The organism is Ignavibacterium sp. (assembly GCF_025998815.1).
Classification (GTDB): Bacteria; Bacteroidota; Ignavibacteria; order Ignavibacteriales; family Ignavibacteriaceae; genus Ignavibacterium.
In genome coordinates this window covers 255,161-274,772 of the sequence record NZ_AP026678.1, presented here as the reverse complement: position 1 = coordinate 274,772, position 19,612 = coordinate 255,161, and the positions used below count along the sequence as shown (strand labels likewise).

General features: G+C 35.1%; 13 protein-coding genes. 7 read left to right on the top strand and 6 right to left on the bottom strand.

The genetic code is table 11. From position 1 onward, the window contains the following. A complete protein-coding gene (locus tag Q0X14_RS01035) occupies positions 1-480 on the bottom strand; it encodes a hypothetical protein (RefSeq protein ID WP_297841253.1) in 480 nt (159 codons plus the stop codon). Between the two features lie 130 nt (positions 481-610). Here Q0X14_RS01035 and Q0X14_RS01030 point away from each other — a divergent pair, with 130 nt between their 5' ends. From Q0X14_RS01030 to Q0X14_RS01005, 6 genes are all read left to right on the top strand, one after another. Continuing rightward, positions 611-2,032 (top strand): PAS domain-containing sensor histidine kinase, encoded by a 1,422-nt coding sequence (locus tag Q0X14_RS01030; protein ID WP_297841250.1) that lies wholly within the window; start codon positions 611-613, stop codon positions 2,030-2,032. A 14-nt stretch (positions 2,033-2,046) separates the two neighbouring features. After that, the gene (locus tag Q0X14_RS01025; RefSeq protein WP_297841247.1) at positions 2,047-3,402 is read left to right on the top strand and encodes a sigma-54 dependent transcriptional regulator; all 1,356 of its coding nucleotides are present in this window, start codon (positions 2,047-2,049) and stop codon (positions 3,400-3,402) included. Between the two features lie 164 nt (positions 3,403-3,566). Beyond that, a complete protein-coding gene (locus Q0X14_RS01020) occupies positions 3,567-3,926 on the top strand; it encodes a hypothetical protein (RefSeq protein ID WP_297841244.1) in 360 nt (119 codons plus the stop codon). 240 nt (positions 3,927-4,166) lie between these two features. Continuing rightward, positions 4,167-4,514 carry a c-type cytochrome gene (locus Q0X14_RS01015; protein ID WP_297841240.1) on the top strand — a complete coding sequence of 116 codons (348 nt, stop codon included), beginning with the start codon at positions 4,167-4,169 and terminating at the stop codon, positions 4,512-4,514. 20 nt (positions 4,515-4,534) lie between these two features. Further along, entirely contained in the window at positions 4,535-6,712 is a 2,178-nt protein-coding gene (locus Q0X14_RS01010) for a cytochrome b/b6 domain-containing protein (RefSeq protein ID WP_297841236.1), read from the top strand. Positions 6,713-6,768: 56 nt separating this feature from the next. Then, positions 6,769-8,265: a NapC/NirT family cytochrome c gene (locus Q0X14_RS01005; RefSeq protein WP_297841233.1), complete on the top strand. Its 1,497-nt coding sequence runs from the start codon at positions 6,769-6,771 to the stop codon at positions 8,263-8,265. Positions 8,266-8,272: 7 nt separating this feature from the next. On the opposite strand, the gene Q0X14_RS01000 is transcribed toward Q0X14_RS01005, so the two are convergent. From Q0X14_RS01000 to Q0X14_RS00980, 5 genes are all read right to left on the bottom strand, one after another. Next, a complete protein-coding gene (locus Q0X14_RS01000; RefSeq protein WP_297841229.1) occupies positions 8,273-9,361 on the bottom strand; it encodes a peptidoglycan DD-metalloendopeptidase family protein in 1,089 nt (362 codons plus the stop codon). A gap of 73 nt (positions 9,362-9,434) precedes the next feature. Further along, positions 9,435-10,448, bottom strand: a complete 1,014-nt coding sequence (locus Q0X14_RS00995; protein WP_297841226.1) for a PorV/PorQ family protein — start codon at positions 10,446-10,448, stop codon at positions 9,435-9,437. Positions 10,449-10,467: 19 nt separating this feature from the next. Further along, a complete protein-coding gene (locus Q0X14_RS00990) occupies positions 10,468-13,914 on the bottom strand; it encodes a hypothetical protein (protein ID WP_297841223.1) in 3,447 nt (1,148 codons plus the stop codon). 15 nt (positions 13,915-13,929) lie between these two features. After that, entirely contained in the window at positions 13,930-16,656 is a 2,727-nt protein-coding gene (locus Q0X14_RS00985) for a TonB-dependent receptor (protein WP_297841221.1), read from the bottom strand. 150 nt (positions 16,657-16,806) lie between these two features. Further along, a complete protein-coding gene (locus tag Q0X14_RS00980; protein ID WP_297841217.1) occupies positions 16,807-18,393 on the bottom strand; it encodes a T9SS type A sorting domain-containing protein in 1,587 nt (528 codons plus the stop codon). Positions 18,394-18,570: 177 nt separating this feature from the next. On the opposite strand from Q0X14_RS00980, the gene Q0X14_RS00975 reads away from it, so the two are divergent. Then, a complete protein-coding gene (locus Q0X14_RS00975; RefSeq protein WP_297841214.1) occupies positions 18,571-19,503 on the top strand; it encodes a hypothetical protein in 933 nt (310 codons plus the stop codon). Positions 19,504-19,612 lie beyond the last annotated feature (109 nt).

Genomic DNA, 19,612 nt, shown 5'->3' with positions numbered 1-19,612 from the left:
TTATAAAATTATAATCAGGATTGCAATAATAATTCCAATCGTTGCCTGAAAAATAACTTCAAATTTTGATAAATCACCTTTAATAATTCCAAAAGGAGTCCATTTCATCCAGGTAAATTTGTCTGGAATTTGCTTCTGCAGGAATAAATAGTAAAGCAAATCCTGTAATCCAAACCATTTTAGTATTGCACAAGTGATTGAATATTGCCAGCCGAATATTAATCCAATCAGAACAGCTATAAGAATTTCAAAAAGCAGTTGATGAACTCTGTAAGCTTTTACAATAACTTTGTCAGGAACATGAGTACTTCTTCTGATTAAAGTAAAATGGTATCCAAGTATATCATAAAGGTTAATCAGAAGCACAAAAGCAAGTAATGATATTATTTTGTAATGAAACATCAACACTATCGATAATGCTACAAGAATCAGATTCAACCAAAGCAAACGATATCTGAAAATTTCAAAAAGTTCTTTCAATAAATCTCCTTGCATTTTGCTATCAAATATCGTTAAAAAAATAAAATTCTATATCACAGAATAGCTTTTTACATTTAATCAGGAAACAAATAATCGCTATTTTTGTACACTAAAATCCGATAAATATTGAATGAACAACCTGAATTTTGATTTTACATTATTCGATAACTTTCCTGATATGTTCTTTCTTGTTGAGCCAAATGGCAAAATAACGAGAATGAACAAAGTAGCTACAGAGACTTTGAAACAGGAAGTTAACGACACAGAAATTTTTTTTGATTATATAGAATTATGTGACAGAAATAATTCAGAAAAAATCTTTTCAGAAGCATTAAATGATGGATTGTCCAAAGAAATTGAAACTCGTCTCTTTATCAATAGAAATTTCTTTAATGTTAAGATTACCATTATTCCCTTTACTGATACTATCCCTGAAAAAAGACTCGCAATCATTAATGTTCGAGATATAAGTGACGAGAAAAGAAAAGAAGCCGAACTAATCAGATTTTTTAATGTTGCGGAAAACAGTGTTAATCCAATTGAGATAACAGATTTGAACGGAAAGATTATTTATGTAAATCGTGCCTTTGAAGTTGCCTCTGGTTATTCTAAAGAAGAATTGCTTGGTAAAAATCCACGAGTGTTCGGCAGCGGAAAACTACCATCATCATTTTGGGATAAAATGTGGGCTACAATATCAAGCGGAAAAGTTTGGGTTGGAGAGGTTGAAAACCGCAGGAAAAATGGTGAGCCATTTTATACCCAACTTCTTATTTCACCTATTCTTGAGAAAGATGGAAAAGTGTCCGGATATTTTGCAATTCACAGAGACCTGACAGAAAAAAGAACCTTAGAGCGACAACTGATTCATACTCAGAAAATGGAAAGCATTGGAACACTTGCAGCAGGAATTGCTCACGAGGTGGGAAATCCGCTCGCATCTATTTCTGCTTTGGTACAGGTTGCACAGAGAAGTTCTAAAGATCCATTTGTTAATGAAAAACTTAGCTTGGTAAAAAGTCAGATAACAAGAATTTCAAAAATTATTCGTGACCTCGTTGATTTTTCAAGACCATCAAATTATGAACTTGAATTAACTGATGTTAATAAAGTGATTACCGAAGCAGTTGAGATTACTCGAGTCGGCACTAAAGCCAAGGATATTACTTTCGAAACCAAACTCAGTGACTCAATCCCAATGCTGCCATTAATTGCTGATCAGATTCAACAGGTTTTTCTTAATATTCTTCTTAATGCAGTTGATGCAATTTCAGAAAAGAAAGAAAAACATAATGAAAAAATATCAGTTACATCGGAAGCAGATTCTGATTGGCTTACAATAACCTTTGTTGATACCGGACCAGGAATAAAAGAAGAAAACCTCAATAAAATATTTGAACCTTTTTTCACAACAAAAAAAGAAGGCAAAGGTACAGGGCTTGGACTTTGGGTTAGTTACGGCATTGTAAAAAGTTTTCAGGGCGACATAAAAGTAAAAAGTAAATTAAACGAAGGAACAACATTCATAATTAAGTTACCGATTCATAATTAGTGAGAGGAAAAAATATGGCATTTAAAATTTTAGTCGTAGATGATGAAGAAATAATTCGTGATTCAATCTCCTACATTTTGGAAACCGAAGGATATGAAGTTGAAAAAGCAGAAAATGGTAAGATTGCTTATGACAAAATAAAAGAAAAACATTTTGATCTTGTCATAACAGACATCGAAATGCCTGCGATGAAAGGCACTGAGCTTCTTGAAAAAATCAAAACCCTTGACCCGCAAACTGCAGTAATCATAATAACCGCTTTCGGTTCGCTTGACACAGCTATTACAGCACTTAGGAATGGTGCGAGCGATTATATTCTTAAACCAGTTGAGTTTGATGAACTTCTTATTAAAGTTAAAAGATTATTCGAAGTAAAAGATTTGCTTATTGAAAATAAAGTTTTGCGCGAAGAGATTAATCGTAAATATGATTTCGATAATATAGTTGGTAAAAGTCCTGCAATCAAAAAAGTTTTTGATATGATTCAGGCAGTTGCTGAAACAGATTCAACAGTATTAATTAGCGGAAACAGCGGAACCGGAAAAGAGCTTGTAGCCAGAGCGATTCATTATAGAAGTAAAAGAAAAAATAAACCATTCATTGCCGTTAACTGCGGAGCTATTTCTGAAAATCTTATCGAGAGTGAATTGTTTGGTCATAAAAAAGGAGCATTTACCGGTGCAATTTCTGACAAAGAAGGTTTTATTAAAGCCGCAGATGGTGGAACTTTATTTTTAGATGAAATCAGTGAAATGCCTCCTCAACTTCAGGTAAAACTTCTTCGAGCAATTCAGGAAAAGGAATATACTCCGGTTGGAACAACCCAATCGTTGCCGGTTAATGTAAGATTTGTTGCTACGACAAACCGCAATCTTGAAGAAGAAGTTAAAGCCGGAAGGTTCCGTGAAGATTTATACTACCGACTAAATGTAGTTGAGATTCATCTTCCATCATTAAAAGAACGGGAAGAAGATATTCCACTTTTAGCAGACCATTTTCTAAATAAATACAGAAAAGAACTTAACAAGAATATCAAAGGAATAGACAACGATGCGATGAGAGCATTGCTTGCTCACGAATGGAAAGGTGAAGTTCGTGAATTGGAAAACATAATTGAAAGAGCTGTAATCTTCTGTAAAGGCGAATACATTTCTACGGATGATTTACCTCCTTCATTTGTACCCGACAGAGGAAATTTCGAATTGAATTTTTCTAACTCGCTTGAAGATAGTGTAAGAAAATTCGAAAGAGATTTTATTATGCGTGCACTTGAATCGAATAACTTCAATAAAGAAAAAACTGCAGATATTCTTAAGGTTGGGTTATCCACTCTTTACCGAAAACTCAAAGAGTTGGATATCAAGATTTGATTAGTAAAACTCTTTTCATTTAAGAGAATTCATTTTTCAGTTTATTTCACAAATGGAAAATAATCTCTGAAATTTCGGAAATATTGATGTCATTTCTTTGATTTTAGCTTTGGCATATAAGTAGCAAACTTTTTCCGAATATTTTCGGAGAATCAGTTTATTAAATGAAAAGAGTTGTAATCTATAGTCCGGATTTTAGTCTGTGTTACAGTCTGATGATGTATTTACAGACCCACTATCGGGTCATAGCAACTACTGATCTTGATATAGTTTCCGGATTGATATGTAATAAAACGGCAGACCTTGTAATAATTGATGCTGAGCCAGATTCTGAACTTATTGATAAGTGCGAAAAGTTTAAGAAGTGTCGTTCTGAAATTCCAATCATTCTTACTTATGTCTTCACAAATAAATCCAAAGACTCTGAAAGTCGTATAAAGCAAATCGTTGATGAAATTTTCTATAAGCCGTTTGATCTTAATGAAATTACATCAAAGATTCCGGAACTACTTTTTCACAACTAATTCAAATTTAGCATTTCGAACAAATCATATTTATTAATTATTTGTAATTGCTTAATATTTATTCGAAAATAAATTTTCTAATAATTGCGAATTGTAAAAGGATTGTATTCCCTTTTGTGAGAAATTCTATACATACAATGAATCAAAAGCTTAAAAAAAGTTAGAAATTATAATATTAATGTGGTATTTATGTTGTAATAAAATTAAACAACTTAATAAAAAACAAAGTGAGGTTCAGAAATGAAAAACATTATTGCTTATCTTGGAATTATAATCGCAATCGTAGCACTTTATGGATTTGCTTTCACAATTTCATCAAATGATGATCCCGCTGGCAAAAAAATATTTGTTGATCAGAAATGCAATATGTGCCATACTGTTAAAAGTGCTGGTATTGAATCAAAGAAATCGGATGCAACAGATTTATCGAATGTAGGTGCTGAAATGAAATCAGAGGATATGATAAAATATTTGAAAAAGGAAATGAAATTAAATAACAAAGATCACAAAACTGCATTCAAAGGATCAGATGAAGATCTAAAGAAATTAGTTGAATGGTTATCTACTCTCAAAACTGAATCCAAATAACCAATTAAAGAGGTTTTACTGTGGCACACAGACTTTCTCGATTTATTAAAAAGAAGATGCTTCCCAAACATCTTAAAATTTCCCTCCTTATAATCGGATTAGTTATTCTGCCCTCTAAGATATATGCTCAATCAATCGAAGATTGTCTGATGTGCCATAGTGATAATGAACTCACTATGGATAAAAAGGGAAAAACAATTTCCCTGTTTGTTGATGAAAGCATCTTTAAAAAATCTGTACACTCAAAATTAAATTGTGTTTCTTGCCACAAGGGATTCAATCCGGAAGATATACCGCACGCTGATCCAATTAAAGAAGTAAACTGTGTTAGCTGCCATAATGCAGCATTAACAAAACATTCTTTCCATCCTCAAATTCTCAAGAACAAAGGACTTGGTGGTGGAAAGGATGTTTCCTGTGTAAGTTGTCACGGCTCTCACGAAGTTGCTTCAACAAAAACAGGCAAATGGTCTGCAAAAAGTACTCCCGAATCTTGTGGTAATTGTCATAAAGATGAGTTGGAATCGTATAAGAAGTCAAATCACGGAATAGTATTTTCTCAGGGAGATGAAAGTGCTCCAAGTTGCATCACTTGTCATAAAGGTGCTATAACCAAAGTAGCATTTAAGGATGACAAAACATCAATGAAACAAGCTCAGGAAAAACTATGTCTTTCCTGTCACCTTGATGATCCAACAGTCAGGAGTAAAACCAAACCAACAACAAAATTTATCTTAGCTTATGATAAAAGTGTTCATGGAAAAGCATTACACTCTGGTAATGGTGATGCGGCAAGTTGTGTGGATTGTCATTCTGCTCACGATGTTATAAAAGCTTCGGATTCTCAATCTTCCGTTTACAGATTAAATATACCAAACACTTGTGGGAAGTGTCACTCAGAAATAAAAAATGAATATGCAGAAAGCGTTCACGGTATAAGCGTTGCTAAAGGAAATATTGATTCACCGGTTTGTACAAGTTGTCACGGTGAACATAATATTTTAAAACATACTGATCCAAATTCACCGGTTGCTTATCAAAATGTTTCTCTAATGGTTTGCTCGCCTTGTCATGCATCGGTTAAGCTTTCGGAGAAGTATGGTTTATCTGCAAACAGATTTAAAACTTTCACTGAATCATATCATGGTCTGGCATTAAGAGGTGGTTCAGCAACTGTAGCCAATTGCGGAAGTTGTCACGGAGCCCATAATATAAAACCATCGACCGATCCTACATCAACAGTATATAAAGATAATCTTGTTAAGACTTGCGGCAAATGCCATCCGGGTGCAAATACAACATTTGTTGCCGGAAAAATTCATGTTAGTCTTGAAGAAAAAGAAGAACCAATTCTTTACTGGATTGCTACAATTTATATTGTACTGATTGTCTCAATTGTCGGCGGAATGTTTTTACATAATGCTGTTGATTTTTATAGAAAAGGAAAAATCAGAAAGCTTATCCAGGCAGGTGAAATTAAAGTAGAACATCACGGACATGGTTTATATTTAAGAATGACCTTAGCTGAGCGAATTCAGCATGGTACGATGGCTCTAAGTTTTATTATTCTTGTAATAACTGGATTTATGCTTAGATTCCCTGAATCCTGGTGGGTAAGCCATATAAGAGATATCAGCAGTCACGCTTTTGAATACAGAAGCTTAATTCACAGAATTGCTGCAGTCGCAATGATTGTTGTGAGTCTCTATCATCTGTATTACATTCTTTTTACTCAACGAGGCAAACAGCTTGTAATCGATTTATTACCTCGTTGGCAGGATGTTAAAGATGCAATTGGAGTGGCAAAGTTTAATCTTGGACTTTCAAATCAAAAACCAAAACTCGATCGATTCTCTTATGTTGAGAAAGCTGAATACTGGGCTTTAGTCTGGGGTACTGTTGTTATGAGTGTTACCGGCTTAATAATGTGGATTTATACAGATCAGGCCGGAACATTTTCAAAATTAGAATGGGACATTGCACGCACTATTCACTACTTTGAAGCATGGTTAGCTTTCCTAGCAATAGTAGTCTGGCACTTCTATTTCGTTATTTTCAATCCTGATGTTTATCCTATGAATCTTGCCTGGCTCAAGGGTACTTTGACTGAAGAAGAAATGGCTCACGAACATCCGCTTGAACTTGAAAGATTGAAAAAACAGGAGTCAAAAGAAAATTCTGAAGATAAAAATTCATAGTTAAATTTAAGTCAGAATATTAATTCTTTAATCTTTCCTATTGATTGAGGAGAAAGATGAAAAAAATTTTTCCGCATTATGTTTATAATCCCATAACACTTTCCGGGGCAGCATTAGCATTATTAAGTTTTGGATTAATTGTCTTCCTCTTCATAATTGATATATTCAGCCCTTCTGAAAAACCTTATATGGGAATTATTACATACATAGTACTTCCAATTTTTTTAATAGCTGGATTATTACTCATTGCATACGGAATAATCAGGGAAAGGAAAAGAGAGAAGAAAGGAATTTTCAGAACCGGAACTTTACCTGTAATTGATTTAAACGATCCAAAAAAAAGAGCTATGGTTGTCGTTTTTTCAGTGGGAACACTTTTGCTTTTAATTTTTTCTGCATTCGGAAGTTTCAAAGCATATGAATACACTGAAACAGATGCTTTTTGCGGAACTATCTGTCATCAGGTTATGGAACCGGAATACACTGCTTACTTAAATTCACCTCATTCAAGAGTTGGGTGTGTTCAATGTCATATCGGTTCAGGAACAAGCTGGTATGTGAAATCAAAATTAAGTGGCGCATATCAGGTCTATTCTGTTCTCTTTAATAAATATAACAGACCAATACAAACGCCTGTTAAAGAACTTCGTCCGGCTGAAGGAACTTGTGAACAGTGTCATTCACCTTCTCACTTCTTCAGCGAAAAGAAAGTTGATCATACTTATTACTTATCTGATGAAAAGAATACCAAATCCGGTTTGACTATGCTTGTTAAAATTGGTGGCGGCAATAGTGAGTTTGGAACTACCGGTGGCATTCACTGGCATATGAATATCAGTAATCAGGTTGAATACATTCATACAGATGAAAGAAGACTTGTAATTCCCTGGGTAAAGCTGATTACTTCTGACGGGAAAGAAATTATTTACAGAGATAAAGAAGCAAACTTTGATGAGAAAAATTTCAAAGCAGAAAACTACCGAAAGATGGATTGCATTGATTGCCATAACAGACCTTCACACATTTATCATCAACCTGATAAGATGGCAAATCTTTATATGTCACAAGGAAGAATTGATGAAACACTTCCATACATTAAGAGTTTGATTGTTCTTGCCCTCGAAGGAAATTATACAACAAGAGAAATCGGACTTGACAGCATTCAAACAGTAATTGATGAATTTTATAAAGTAAACTATCCTGAAATCTATTCAGCTAAAAAAGATAAGATTGAGCAAGCAATTGAAAACACTAAGAAAATTTATCAGCGAAATTATTTCCCTTATATGAGAGCCGATTGGAAACATTTTCCTGATAACATTTCGCATGTTTATACTCCGGGATGTTTCAGATGCCACGATGGAAAACATGTGAGTAACGATGGAAAAGTTATATCCAATGATTGTAATAGTTGTCATATTATTATTTCGCAGAGAATGAATGACGGAACTGTTAAAACTTCATTGGATGGACTGGAGTTCAAACATCCTGTTGATCTTGGCGAATCGCTTTCACAGCATCTTTGTACTGATTGCCATTGGAAACAAGATTAGTTTTAGCTTACTTTAAGAACATCATCTTTTTACTTTCACGAAAAGCTCTGCCTGATGAAGATTGAGCAACTATCGTATAAACATAAACACCTGAACTTAAACCATAAGCATCAAAAAATTGATGGTACTCACCTGCTGATTTCTCTTCATCAACTAAAGTAGCAATTTCATTACCAAGCATGTCATAAATTTTCAGTTGAACAAATGACGGTTCAGGAACTTTAAATGAGATAACAGTAGTCGGATTAAATGGATTCGGATAATTTTGCATTAAAGCAAAATCTTCCGGAACTGTAATATTAAAATCGACATCATTTGGTTGATCAGCATTAACAATTTGTCCCGGACCGACTGTTACTGTTCGAACATAAGTGTTATTCATTGATCTAATAGTATAAGTGCCGGGCTTCACATCTCCAATCGCATAATTTTCATTATAAACTTCATCACTTCCGATGTATGGATCATTAAAATTATAGGTTAATGCATAACTGAAAGTAGTATATGGTGGTCGTGGTTTTGGATCGGGATAAATATCAACCCGAGTACTGTTTGGTGCGTTCGGAACCCTGCCAACAATAGCGCCCATTCCTGTTATTGCACACCAAAGTTCCGGATTTCGTGTCTTTCTTGAAGTTGAATATGGTGAATCATATCTGATTTCAAAATGTAGATGCGCACCCGTTGATCTTCCCGTATTTCCTGATATTGCTATCGGCTGACTTGATAATACGACATCATTAGTATCAACCAGTGGTTGTTTTAAATGCATATAGTAGAAATAAGTTAATCTTCCATTAAACATACTTTTAATCACTACATAATTCCCCGCTCCATTTGGTTCATATCCTCCTATTGTATCATTTGGATTATAACCGACAAAATAAACTGAGCCATTTGTTGCAGAGCGAACAGTGTCCCATCTAATCAGAATATCAATTCCACGATGTGCATTTGCCGGATCCTGATATCGTGGTTCTCCAAATAAATAACTTCCATTCGTTTCAATTGTGTCAGGAACAGGACGATTTACTCTGAATGTTTGAGAGAAAATAATACTGCTAAAAACAATCAATATAAGTAATGATATTTTCATTGAATTTTTTTATTAACTTAAAAAGACCCTGAAACAAGTTCAGGGTGTTATAATTATTATTTGATTTATGAAATTAAAAAGTTATACCAAATGAAAAATAATGTACATTGGTTAACCTTCCGAAATCCTGAAATGCATAATCCAATTTAATTTTTATTGCATCAATCAGACGGTAATTCAAACCAAAACCTAAAGTTAATCCTTTCTCTGAATCGGTTTCAAAAAGTGAATTGTAACCACCTCGTATAAATACGATTTCATTCCAGGAATATTCCAGACCTGAATTGATATACTCAGAATGATCATTTGGATGAACTGCATCAATACCAGCGGTTAATCTTGAATTTTCATCTTTGATTAAATCTGCTGATACACCAAATCTGAAAAGCAATGGTAAATCAAAATGATCAAGCTCAAAATTAACATTCAGAATATCTCTTCCTGTAGAGCCGGAAGGAAAAGTCTTAGTTACATCCCTTCCGCTTAATTGCATTTTGGTTCCGAAGTTTGAAATGCTGGCAGCAATTCTGAATTCATTTAGTATTGGAATTTTGTAAAGTGTACCGATATCAATTGCAAAACCATTTGCTGACATATGCCAGATAGATTCATTGATATACTTAAAATTAAAACCGATTGAAAAATTTTCAGTAAGATATCTGGAATAATTAACTCCAATTACTAAAGCACCTGCATCAAAGAATTCTCCTGTTCCCTCAGGTTGTTCTATTGTTCTGACTTCCATCTCATCCATCGACAGAACAGAAACAAATAATCCAACCGTGCCTAAATCAGAAAGATTTGTAGCGAATGCTGAATAATCATGTTTTATATCCAGATACAAATCAGTGTGATTAAAAAATACTTCATTGGAATTAATTGAAGCAGTTCCTGCCGGATTCCAATAAGTTGAAAGAATGTCATTTGAAACAGAAGTATAAGCCCCACCCATTCCAATTGCTCTTGGTCCAACATTGAATTTAAGAACCTGTGCAGCAGTTGTGCCGGTTTTAAGTGTTTGTGCACTTGCAATGCTGACAAAAATAAAAGTTGTAATCAGAACTTGTATAATATTTATTTTTTTCATTTTAAACTCCTGCATCCGATTACTTGATTAATGCAAATTTTATAATCTTCTCACCAATTCCTGGTGCATCTATGTGTGCTAAATAGATTCCGTATGCAACACTGAATCCATCACGATTAAGAAGATTCCAGAATTCTCTTCCGTTATCCATTCCGGAATCGTGTTCAAGCGTTGTAACTAATTCACCCGACAGAGTAAATATTCTAATCGTACATTTGGGTGGAAGATTTTCGAAATAAATTCTTCTTTCGCCACGATTTTTATCCGGTAATCTGTTACCCGGCTCTATTTCGTTTGCAGCAACATATGGATTTGGAACCACATAAATATTATCCAATCTCGACTTTGCAAGGTCATTGTTAACAAATCCAGCTTTTGTTGTTAACTTATATACATCGTTACGATTAAATGGTCTCTGAGTGTAAAAGAAGAACTGATCACCATCTCCTGGCATTGAAGAATCGCTTGCGGTCATTTGTCCGAATATAATTCCCCAGGTAAGTGTATCAGTTGAAATTGCCTGCGCGCCGGGTTTGTAGAAAATAATTTCATCTCCCCTTGACCAGGCAGAATCAACAATGGTATTTTCTTTTAGTATTGTCCAGATTCTTCTTGGAACCCCACTGGTTACTTCTTCAACTTTGTATTTAACAGGAATTGTACCTAAAGGAGAACCAAGCTTAAAGTATTTTGCTGAATCAATAAAAGAGTTTGAAAATGTAATCACATAATCTGCAGGCCATAATGTTTTTCTGTTGGCAGCACCAAGTGAAGATAATCCAACTGAAACCGCAATATTTAAATCACTTCTGCTCCACTTTGATCTTTGCTGGTCGAATTGCAATGCATCAAAATCATTAATAATCAGTTTTATGCCATTAAATACCGGATTGGAATCCTCACCTTTTAGTGCAGTGCTCTGATAGACCGGATAATAACGATATGTAATTGTGTACTCGGAATTATCGGGCATAGATGTGGTTTCAGTTCGTCGAATAGCACCTTTTTCAAAATTTATTATAAAATCAGTATTAAGATTATACTGATTCCCTTGTTTATCCCGCACCTGAAGTGTAGCATCATTAATAATATTAGTATGTGAAAGTGCAGCAAACTTTGTCCCGAATAAAAAGATATTTTCAGTCACGGACTTATCACCGATTACAGAATAGTTTTTCTTTAACAGAACAGTATCTTGTAATCTAAGAGTATCTGAAAATGTAAGAGTATAATTTTCATCGATTACAGAAAGATCATCTAACACCAGAAAATTAACATCACCATTTCCTATTCCACTCGGATGAAGAACATCTGTTGATTTGATTGAAGGCATCTCATAACCCGAAGCGCGAGGTCCGGGAATTACCTGAACAGTATTCTTATCGAAAATTAATTGTGATGTGATTGGATCAACATTTATCTTTTTTGTTGTTTCTGTTGGTGGAATTCCAATTGAATCGCCGTGATCATAAGCAACAACAGCATAGTAATATGTTTGTCCGTTCAAAACTTTATTCGAATCGACGAACATATGACGAAGTCCTGTATCATCGCCAAGATAATAATGAATTCCTCTTCCTTGATAAGCAACAGGATGGTAACCTTTCCAGTTATTATTAAGATCAAATTTTGCATCGAAACCATTAACATCTTTCAAAGGATCATATAAGAATGTTGAAGCTCTTCCATCGGTTATTTTCTGAATGTCGGCAAAATCCGGGCGAGTGCTTCTGTAAATAACATAACCTTCAAAATCTTTTCCTGTAATCGGGTCTATACTTTCTTCGGCTTTGGTATCCCAGAATAAAGTAACTTTCTTATCACCGGGAATTGCAGTAACTGTTGGCAAATCAGGTGGTCTGAAGAAACGATAATTTTTATTATAGATATCCTGAACTGTTTCTGCAGTTACTAATAAATCCTGTAAATTGTCACCAAAAAGGAAAGCCATAGAAATTCTTTTTGATTCGCCTTTCTTCAAAGAAATTTTTCCGGAACCAAAAATGAAAACTATGTCTTCGTTATTTGTAATTTCGCTGAAGTTACCCGGTTGAACTCTGTTCCAGATATCAGGATCATTACCAATTGCAAGTGATGTTGCCCAGGACTCACTGTTGAAACTTGTAAGTCCAATTTGGTCAGCTTCATCAAGGTCTGTGTATTCGAAATTTGGTTCGCCCGGTGCAAGTGGATCCGGTCTTCCATCAGGAAGTCTTTGACCTGCAGTAGGAACACCATCACCTTCGCCCAAATCTCCTGTGTTTGGAATTCCATCAATTCCTACATCGTCGGTTTCCGGATTCCAATCACCGTCATTATCAATTCCATCATCCTGTCGTTCGTCAACAATTCCGTCTCCATCATTATCAATTCCGTCATTTGGATTTCCAGGACTTTCAAGGAATTTACAACCAAGATAACCTAACCCAACACCACGGTCTCCAGTCATATCAGGATCCCAGAAATAAACCATACTTCTTGCATAAACCGGAATGTTCTGAACATCATCTCCGTAGGGTTTTATGAAGAAACCATTATCATCATCATTATCAGTTCCACCAACATCAGGATCACCATAAATTCCGAATACAACTGAATCTAAATCTTTATCACTTACATTTGTAATTGTCCAAACAAAGAAAATTGCATTGGCAGCTAAAGAATTGCTCCACTGAAAAGCTCTTCCATCAATCTGTACTCCCAAACCTTTTCTGGTGGTATCATTCAGGAAAGGATAGTAATTAAATTCCTTGTTATCTCTGTCGTCCATTGCCCAGTAAACTTCAAGGTCTGCATTGTTCTCACCAACTTTCAGATAACCAGGCCAAACATATTCACCAAGAGCTGAGTTGTACCACTCTCTTGGCCAGCTATCTGGTTTACCATCACGGTCAGAATCGAACGCTGGATTGGAAGCCATAAATTCCTGATCTGGATCAGCATAACCTGGTAATGGTTCAAAAGTCCACCATAATCCGGTTGCAGGGTCTCTTTCTCTTAACTGTGGTCTGTCATAATCGTATAATCCATCAGAAACAATGAAAATGGTATCGCCTGTTTCTGATTGAACTTTAGAAGCAACCAACGGAGTAAATTGGAAAATATATGGAGCATCTTTCCAAACCATTGCGAGTAATTCTCTCAGATTTGCGCCAGGATAGCCGGGACCAATTCCACCATAATTCCAGATTTCACAGGTTACATTGTTTCCGTTCATCAGATATCTTTTTCTATCTTCAAATGCGTTCAGCTTTGATAATCCTTTTGGTCCGCTGTATTTGAGTGATGATGTTTTAACTGGATTAGGATTAACAGGATAATTCGGATGATGTGATTGGATATAATCAATAACTGCCTGATGTTCTCTTTGCCTTCTTTGTTGAACAGATTCCTGAGCAAATAAATTCGTAAAGAATATAAACCCTGTTAATATTAGTAATAAAATCTTTAATGATAGCTTAGACATATTTTTCTCCGATGCTTAATATTCAATTGATAAACCTAAACGCACCTCCCGAGGTGCAGAATAATACTGAGGTCGAGTGAAATATTCATCTGCGGATTTTAAACCGGGAATAATTTGCGATAACCTGTTAGTTTCCTGAGGTCCACCTTTCGTTGATTCCAAAGTGTAAGTTGCTCTTCCCGTATCATCATAAACAAATCTTTCATTAAGAGTATCGAAGAGATTGAAAACTTTAACAAACAGAGTTACTGCAGCTACTTTGAAGTCAAAAGTTTTTTCAATCAGCAGATCAACATTTGTTTGAAGCGGTTTTCTTTCGCTGTTTGTTTTAAGATAAATTTCTCTTTCGAACAGAATTGGTGTATAAGGCAAACCTGTATTTAATGTTCCCACAAGAGTAACAACCCAATCTTTATAATTTCCAAAAGTAATAGAACCATTAAGAGTATGTGTCTGATCCCAATCTAATGGAACAGGAATTTTTTCGCTTTGTCTTCCGGATGATAAATCGAGGAAGAAAGACGAAGCTCCCGTCTCATTTCCTTCAGCAACCTGAAAAGTATAATCGAGTGATGCACCGAATAAATCATCTGCTAATTTTCTTTTGGTTAATGAGAAAGTAATTCCTTTAATGTTAGCATAATCTTTATTTACATACTTAAAGTAAGATTCGCTTGTACTAATTCTTATTTCCTGTAGTGCGAGAAGATCACGCACATCTTTATAAAATCCGGTGATATTAAATGCAACTGTTTCTGTTAATTGCTGTTGCAAACCCATTTCATAAGTAACGGTTTTTTCTGGATTAAGATTTGCATTACCGTAAGTTGGAGTGCTTCCGGATTTTTTGAAGTTAGGATTTGTAAATAAATACCTGTAAGGTGGTAACTGATAAAAATGTCCGTATGAAAAGTGAATTATTCCCTGATCAGTTATCGGGAATGAAATACCGATTCTCGGACTGAAAATACTTTTTGGTTCTGCATCAGTTAATCCGGTTGTTGGGTTAAAAATATCCGGAGCATATTTGGCTTTTGGATTAAGATAGTCGAAACGCAATCCGACATTCAAAATCATATTTGTGTATTCCATCTTATCCTGAAGATAAGCTGAAAACTGATATGGCTCTCTTGAATAAATGTCGTGATATAATGTATTGGTATCCGGAATTGTTGGTTGTAGATAAGTTGTTGTATCTCTGAATATTGTAAAGTACTGATAATCTAATACATCATATTTCCCTCTTAATCCGAACTTAACTTCATGTTCATTCGAGACCTGACTTGTTAAATCAAATTTAATTTCACTCGCATAAGACCTTTGATAAAAATGTTCATTAGATGTTCCACCTGAGCGAAATGTGTACGGAGTTAACTTAAAACTTTTGTGCGATGGTTGATATCTCGGGTCTGGTCTTAAACCATCCAGACTCATCCCAGGCCTGAAGCTAACTTCATTTCCCGAAGCATCAATCAAAGGAAAGAGATATCGTTTGAAATCATAAACATTGAAAGCGCCCTTCAATGAGTAGAAAGTATTTGAGCCAATTGCTTGTCTTATTTCAAGGGAATTTAATAATCCCCATTCATAACGATGATAATTAGCATCAGGAACATATTTAAGTTCGTGATTGTATGTTTGATAGTCAGAGTTGGTGTAAACAACATCATAATTAATTTTCATTGCTGTAAAAGGTTTAACAGTAATCTTTCCGGTGAGATTTAAATCTTCCGAAGGATTCATAGATACGATTGAGTTATCGCCTGTTAATGATAGTCTTATATCGCTCGGATTGTTCGGATTTCGATAAACAGAATCATAGATGGTATGTTGACGTTGTCCGTAAAGAAATCCTTTATCATAATTATATCTTCCGGATAAGAAAAAAGTAACACTGTTATCGGTAAATGGTAATGGACCTCCGAATGTTCCTTCCAGAACCTGATTGTTTATAGGATTTATATCGCCGATGTTGAAGAAAATATTTTTGTGAGAGCTGAAATAGTCTCCGGTATAATATGAAAGAGAGCCGGAATATTTATTCCCGCCTTCTTTAGTAATAGCATTAACAACGCCGCTCAATGCATTTCCATACTCAGCATTGAATGTTCCGCTAACTACAGATAATTCCTGAATGGCATTAGTAGAAATCTGAACAGTTCTTCCAAAGTCATAAGGATTTACTGATGAAACTCCATTTACATTGTATGCAATTTCGGTAGATCTTCCTCCTCTTATATGAAGTTCTCCACCAGCACCTTTGGTAATTCCTGCCTGCAATACTAAAAGCTGGTCAATGCTTTCAACGGGCAGAGCTTCTATCTGTGTGTTATCAATTACTGTATGAGATGATGTAAGATCTTTTCTGACTAATGGACGTTTTGCTTCAACAACAACAGTTTCAAGTCCAATTGCTTCTGAAGAGAGCTGAACATCAATTCTGGTTGTAAAGTCACTGGACACTCGCACATTAGTTACAATCTTTTTCTGATATCCAACTCCGGAAAAAATAAGATTATAGTTGCCCGGCTCCACATTATTTATAATGTAAGTTCCATCCATTCCGGTAGCGGCACCCATCGTAGTTCCTTCTATAATAACATTTATTCCGATGAGTGGTTCTCCTGTTTCAGCATCTGTAACTTTACCAGCAATTTTTCCTGTTACATCTGCTAACAAATCAGATTGAAATAATGTGAAGCAAATAAATGTAAAAAGCAAAGTGGTAATTAATTTTTTCATTGCTACCTCTTGGCAAGTTAGTGATTGCCTTCAATAATAAATCAACTAAGTGTCAATTGTTTTTAATTGGAAAAGAACAATAAAAAGAAAGGGCTGCCTGAAAGATTTGCAAATGTATTTCAGACAACCCTTTATCAAATTCATAGTGGTTTATTTAATTAACTGCATTTTCTTTGTAACCTTTACATCTCCAGCTTTCAACTGATACAAATAAAAACCACTTGATAATCCATCAGCATTGAATTTAACAGAATAATTTCCTGCTTCCATAAACTGATTATCAACAATTACAGATACTTCGTTACCAAGCATATCAAATACTCTTAAATCAACATTAGAAGCTTTGGTAACACCAAATTTAATTGTAGTTGATGGGTTAAATGGATTTGGATAGTTTTGATCAAGATACATATCAGTTGGGATAAAGTCAGCTATTCTTTCAACTGATACCGGAGTAAATTGATAATCGAGAATTACAATTGGAACCGGTTCATCAGTTGGATTTCCTCTTGAGTATCCTTGGGTATAAAGAACTTCACTTTCCGGATCACCATCAACATTACCACAAACAACTACATCGTAATCACCACCAGCAGCAATTATTGCAGAGTCAACGACTGAAGAAACAAAATTAGCCGGATTTGTGGGATCACCACCGAGATATTCCAAACGGAAAATCATAGCATTAGGTTGCGCTGTTCCGCCTCTTGTTCCAAAGAACATATCTATTTTTTGATCGCCATCAACATCTCCCCAGTCAGCACCGTTCAGTCTTAATTGACTGCTTGGATCCTGATCAAAGTTAATAAAATCAGCAACTTCATATGAACGAAGAGTATCAACATTATCATCTTTAGTTATGTAATAAACTTTAGAGCTGAACCATCCGCCTACAAAAACTCTGGCCCCATCACCTTCAGGAAAAGCAACCGAACCTTTGAATGATGAATTATTTCCTGCAATTCCGGATTGAGGTGGATTTACTATATAATTCCCGGCATCATATTTAATAAGGAAAGTTCTCCCATCTGCATTGAATAAACCGATATAAGGAGGAACTACAACTAAATCCCATTTATTTCCTGAAGCAGCAAGAACAAAATCACCGATTCCGGAGAATTCCGTTATCCAGGTTTCGGTACCGCTACCATCGTCAGGAATATTATCAACAGATAAAACCCCAAGATGATAGTTTCCAGAGCTGGCAGCTCTGTCAGCAAAAATTAGTTCATCAGTTCCGTCGCCATCAATGTCAGCAACAACAAATCTTATCGGGCGAAGATTAAACATATTATCCTGAACTATCGTAGTTTTTGCATTTGGTAAAAATCCACCGAAACCATCATCAACGCCCATATTATCGCTTCCGTCGCCGGGATATTCATAAACGATAACACGGGCAGGATTTGGATTTAATGAAGCATCGAGATTGTTAACTGGTCCCCAGTACAATTCGGCTTTTCCATCGTTATCCAAATCACCCCAGGTTAAAGCAGGCCATGTATTTTGTAAAGGAACATCGGAAGTAACTCCCCAAACTGAGTCCCAGGTTGATGTAACCGGATTCCATTCAAACTTATAAAGTCTTGGAACCAACTCATAAGGTTCATCAATCATATTAGTGTTGCACGCATAAATTTCAGGCAAACCATCGCCGTCGAAATCAACACCAGCAACAACTCCTCCGAATCCTCTTTCGAGTTGTGAAGGATCACGAACCAAGGCTGTGCGTGTCATAAGTTGTGCAAAGGTCTGAGAAATTAAAAGGAATACAAGAACGGGAAGAATTGTATAAAGTCGTTACGGGCATAATAGTCAAAAAGTGTGGCTGAAATAGCTGTAAATAGTTCTTTGATATATATTTAGAGGAAGTAAAGTCAAAACAAATGAGATTCTAATGAAAAAAAACATTGTTTGTATTGTTTTTCTTCCAAAGTAAAACTTAATGGAAAGACCAATCAGAATAAACAAAGATACTTGTGTTTAAGCTGCAAGAAATCTTTTCTTTGGAAATCATCTAAGCCTTTAGAAGAACGAAGGTTTAGTTGGTTCAAACTCTGGATAACAGAAGGTTACAGTATAAGAGAATTGTCATCACTTAAAAGAGTTAGTCAATCTACTGTAAGAAGAGTAATCCAATATTGGCTTAGCAAAGTTCCAGGGCAAAGTAAAATGGATTTATCTAAAGTAAAGCATATAATTCTTGATGGAACTTTTCTAAAACGGCCAAGAGGTATATATGCGGCAATGGATTCAGAAACACATAAACTGATTTATGCAGAGGTCAATGTAAGAGAATCTAAAGCAGATCTTTTCAAGTTTTACAATAAGCTATCAGATGCAGGATTAAATCCAGAGAGTGCCACAACAGATGGAAATACAGTACAAACAAGACAACTATCTGATTGTTGGCCAGAGATCAAACTACAAAGATGCATAGTCCACGTTCAAAGACAAGGATTAAGTTGGTGTAGAAGAAATCCTAAACGAACGGATGCAAAACATCTTAGAGAACTTTTACTTAATCTAACAGAGGTTAGAACAAAACAAGATTCTCTGAGATTTATAAAAGGATTTTATGCTTGGGAAAACAGATTTGGAAACGGAATCGAAAACTCTACAAATCGCGGTTGGGTTTTTAGTGATCTTATCAGAGCAAGAAGTTTAGTTGTTAAAGCTTTACCCAATCTTTTCCATTACATAGATGATCCAAAGATAGCTCGTTCTACTAATGCATTAGAAGGCTATTTCAGTCGTGTCAAAGAACATTACCGCTTACATCGCGGTTTATCTAATAAGAACAAAATAAATTATTTTAAATGGTACTTTTTCTTAAAACCTAAATAACTTTTTAGCAACACTAAATGATTATTATACCGATTCGATTATTGTGATATGTTTAGTGTAGTTAATTAGTTAACAATTCTGGTTCGAAAATAATATTTCTTCAAATGCT

Bases quoted from the DNA above. Each gene is read 5' to 3' on its own strand.
- Q0X14_RS00995 (WP_297841226.1), bottom strand. From the start codon at position 10,448: ATGAAAAAAATAAATATTATACAAGTTCTGATTACAACTTTTATTTTT.
- Q0X14_RS00990 (WP_297841223.1), bottom strand. From the start codon at position 13,914: ATGTCTAAGCTATCATTAAAGATTTTATTACTAATATTAACAGGGTTT.
- Q0X14_RS00980 (WP_297841217.1), bottom strand. From the start codon at position 18,393: ATGACACGCACAGCCTTGGTTCGTGATCCTTCACAACTCGAAAGAGGA.
- Q0X14_RS01030 (WP_297841250.1), top strand. From the start codon at position 611: ATGAACAACCTGAATTTTGATTTTACATTATTCGATAACTTTCCTGAT.
- Q0X14_RS01005 (WP_297841233.1), top strand. From the start codon at position 6,769: ATGAAAAAAATTTTTCCGCATTATGTTTATAATCCCATAACACTTTCC.
- Q0X14_RS00985 (WP_297841221.1), bottom strand. From the start codon at position 16,656: ATGAAAAAATTAATTACCACTTTGCTTTTTACATTTATTTGCTTCACA.
- Q0X14_RS01025 (WP_297841247.1), top strand. From the start codon at position 2,047: ATGGCATTTAAAATTTTAGTCGTAGATGATGAAGAAATAATTCGTGAT.
- Q0X14_RS01000 (WP_297841229.1), bottom strand. From the start codon at position 9,361: ATGAAAATATCATTACTTATATTGATTGTTTTTAGCAGTATTATTTTC.
- Q0X14_RS01020 (WP_297841244.1), top strand. From the start codon at position 3,567: ATGAAAAGAGTTGTAATCTATAGTCCGGATTTTAGTCTGTGTTACAGT.
- Q0X14_RS01015 (WP_297841240.1), top strand. From the start codon at position 4,167: ATGAAAAACATTATTGCTTATCTTGGAATTATAATCGCAATCGTAGCA.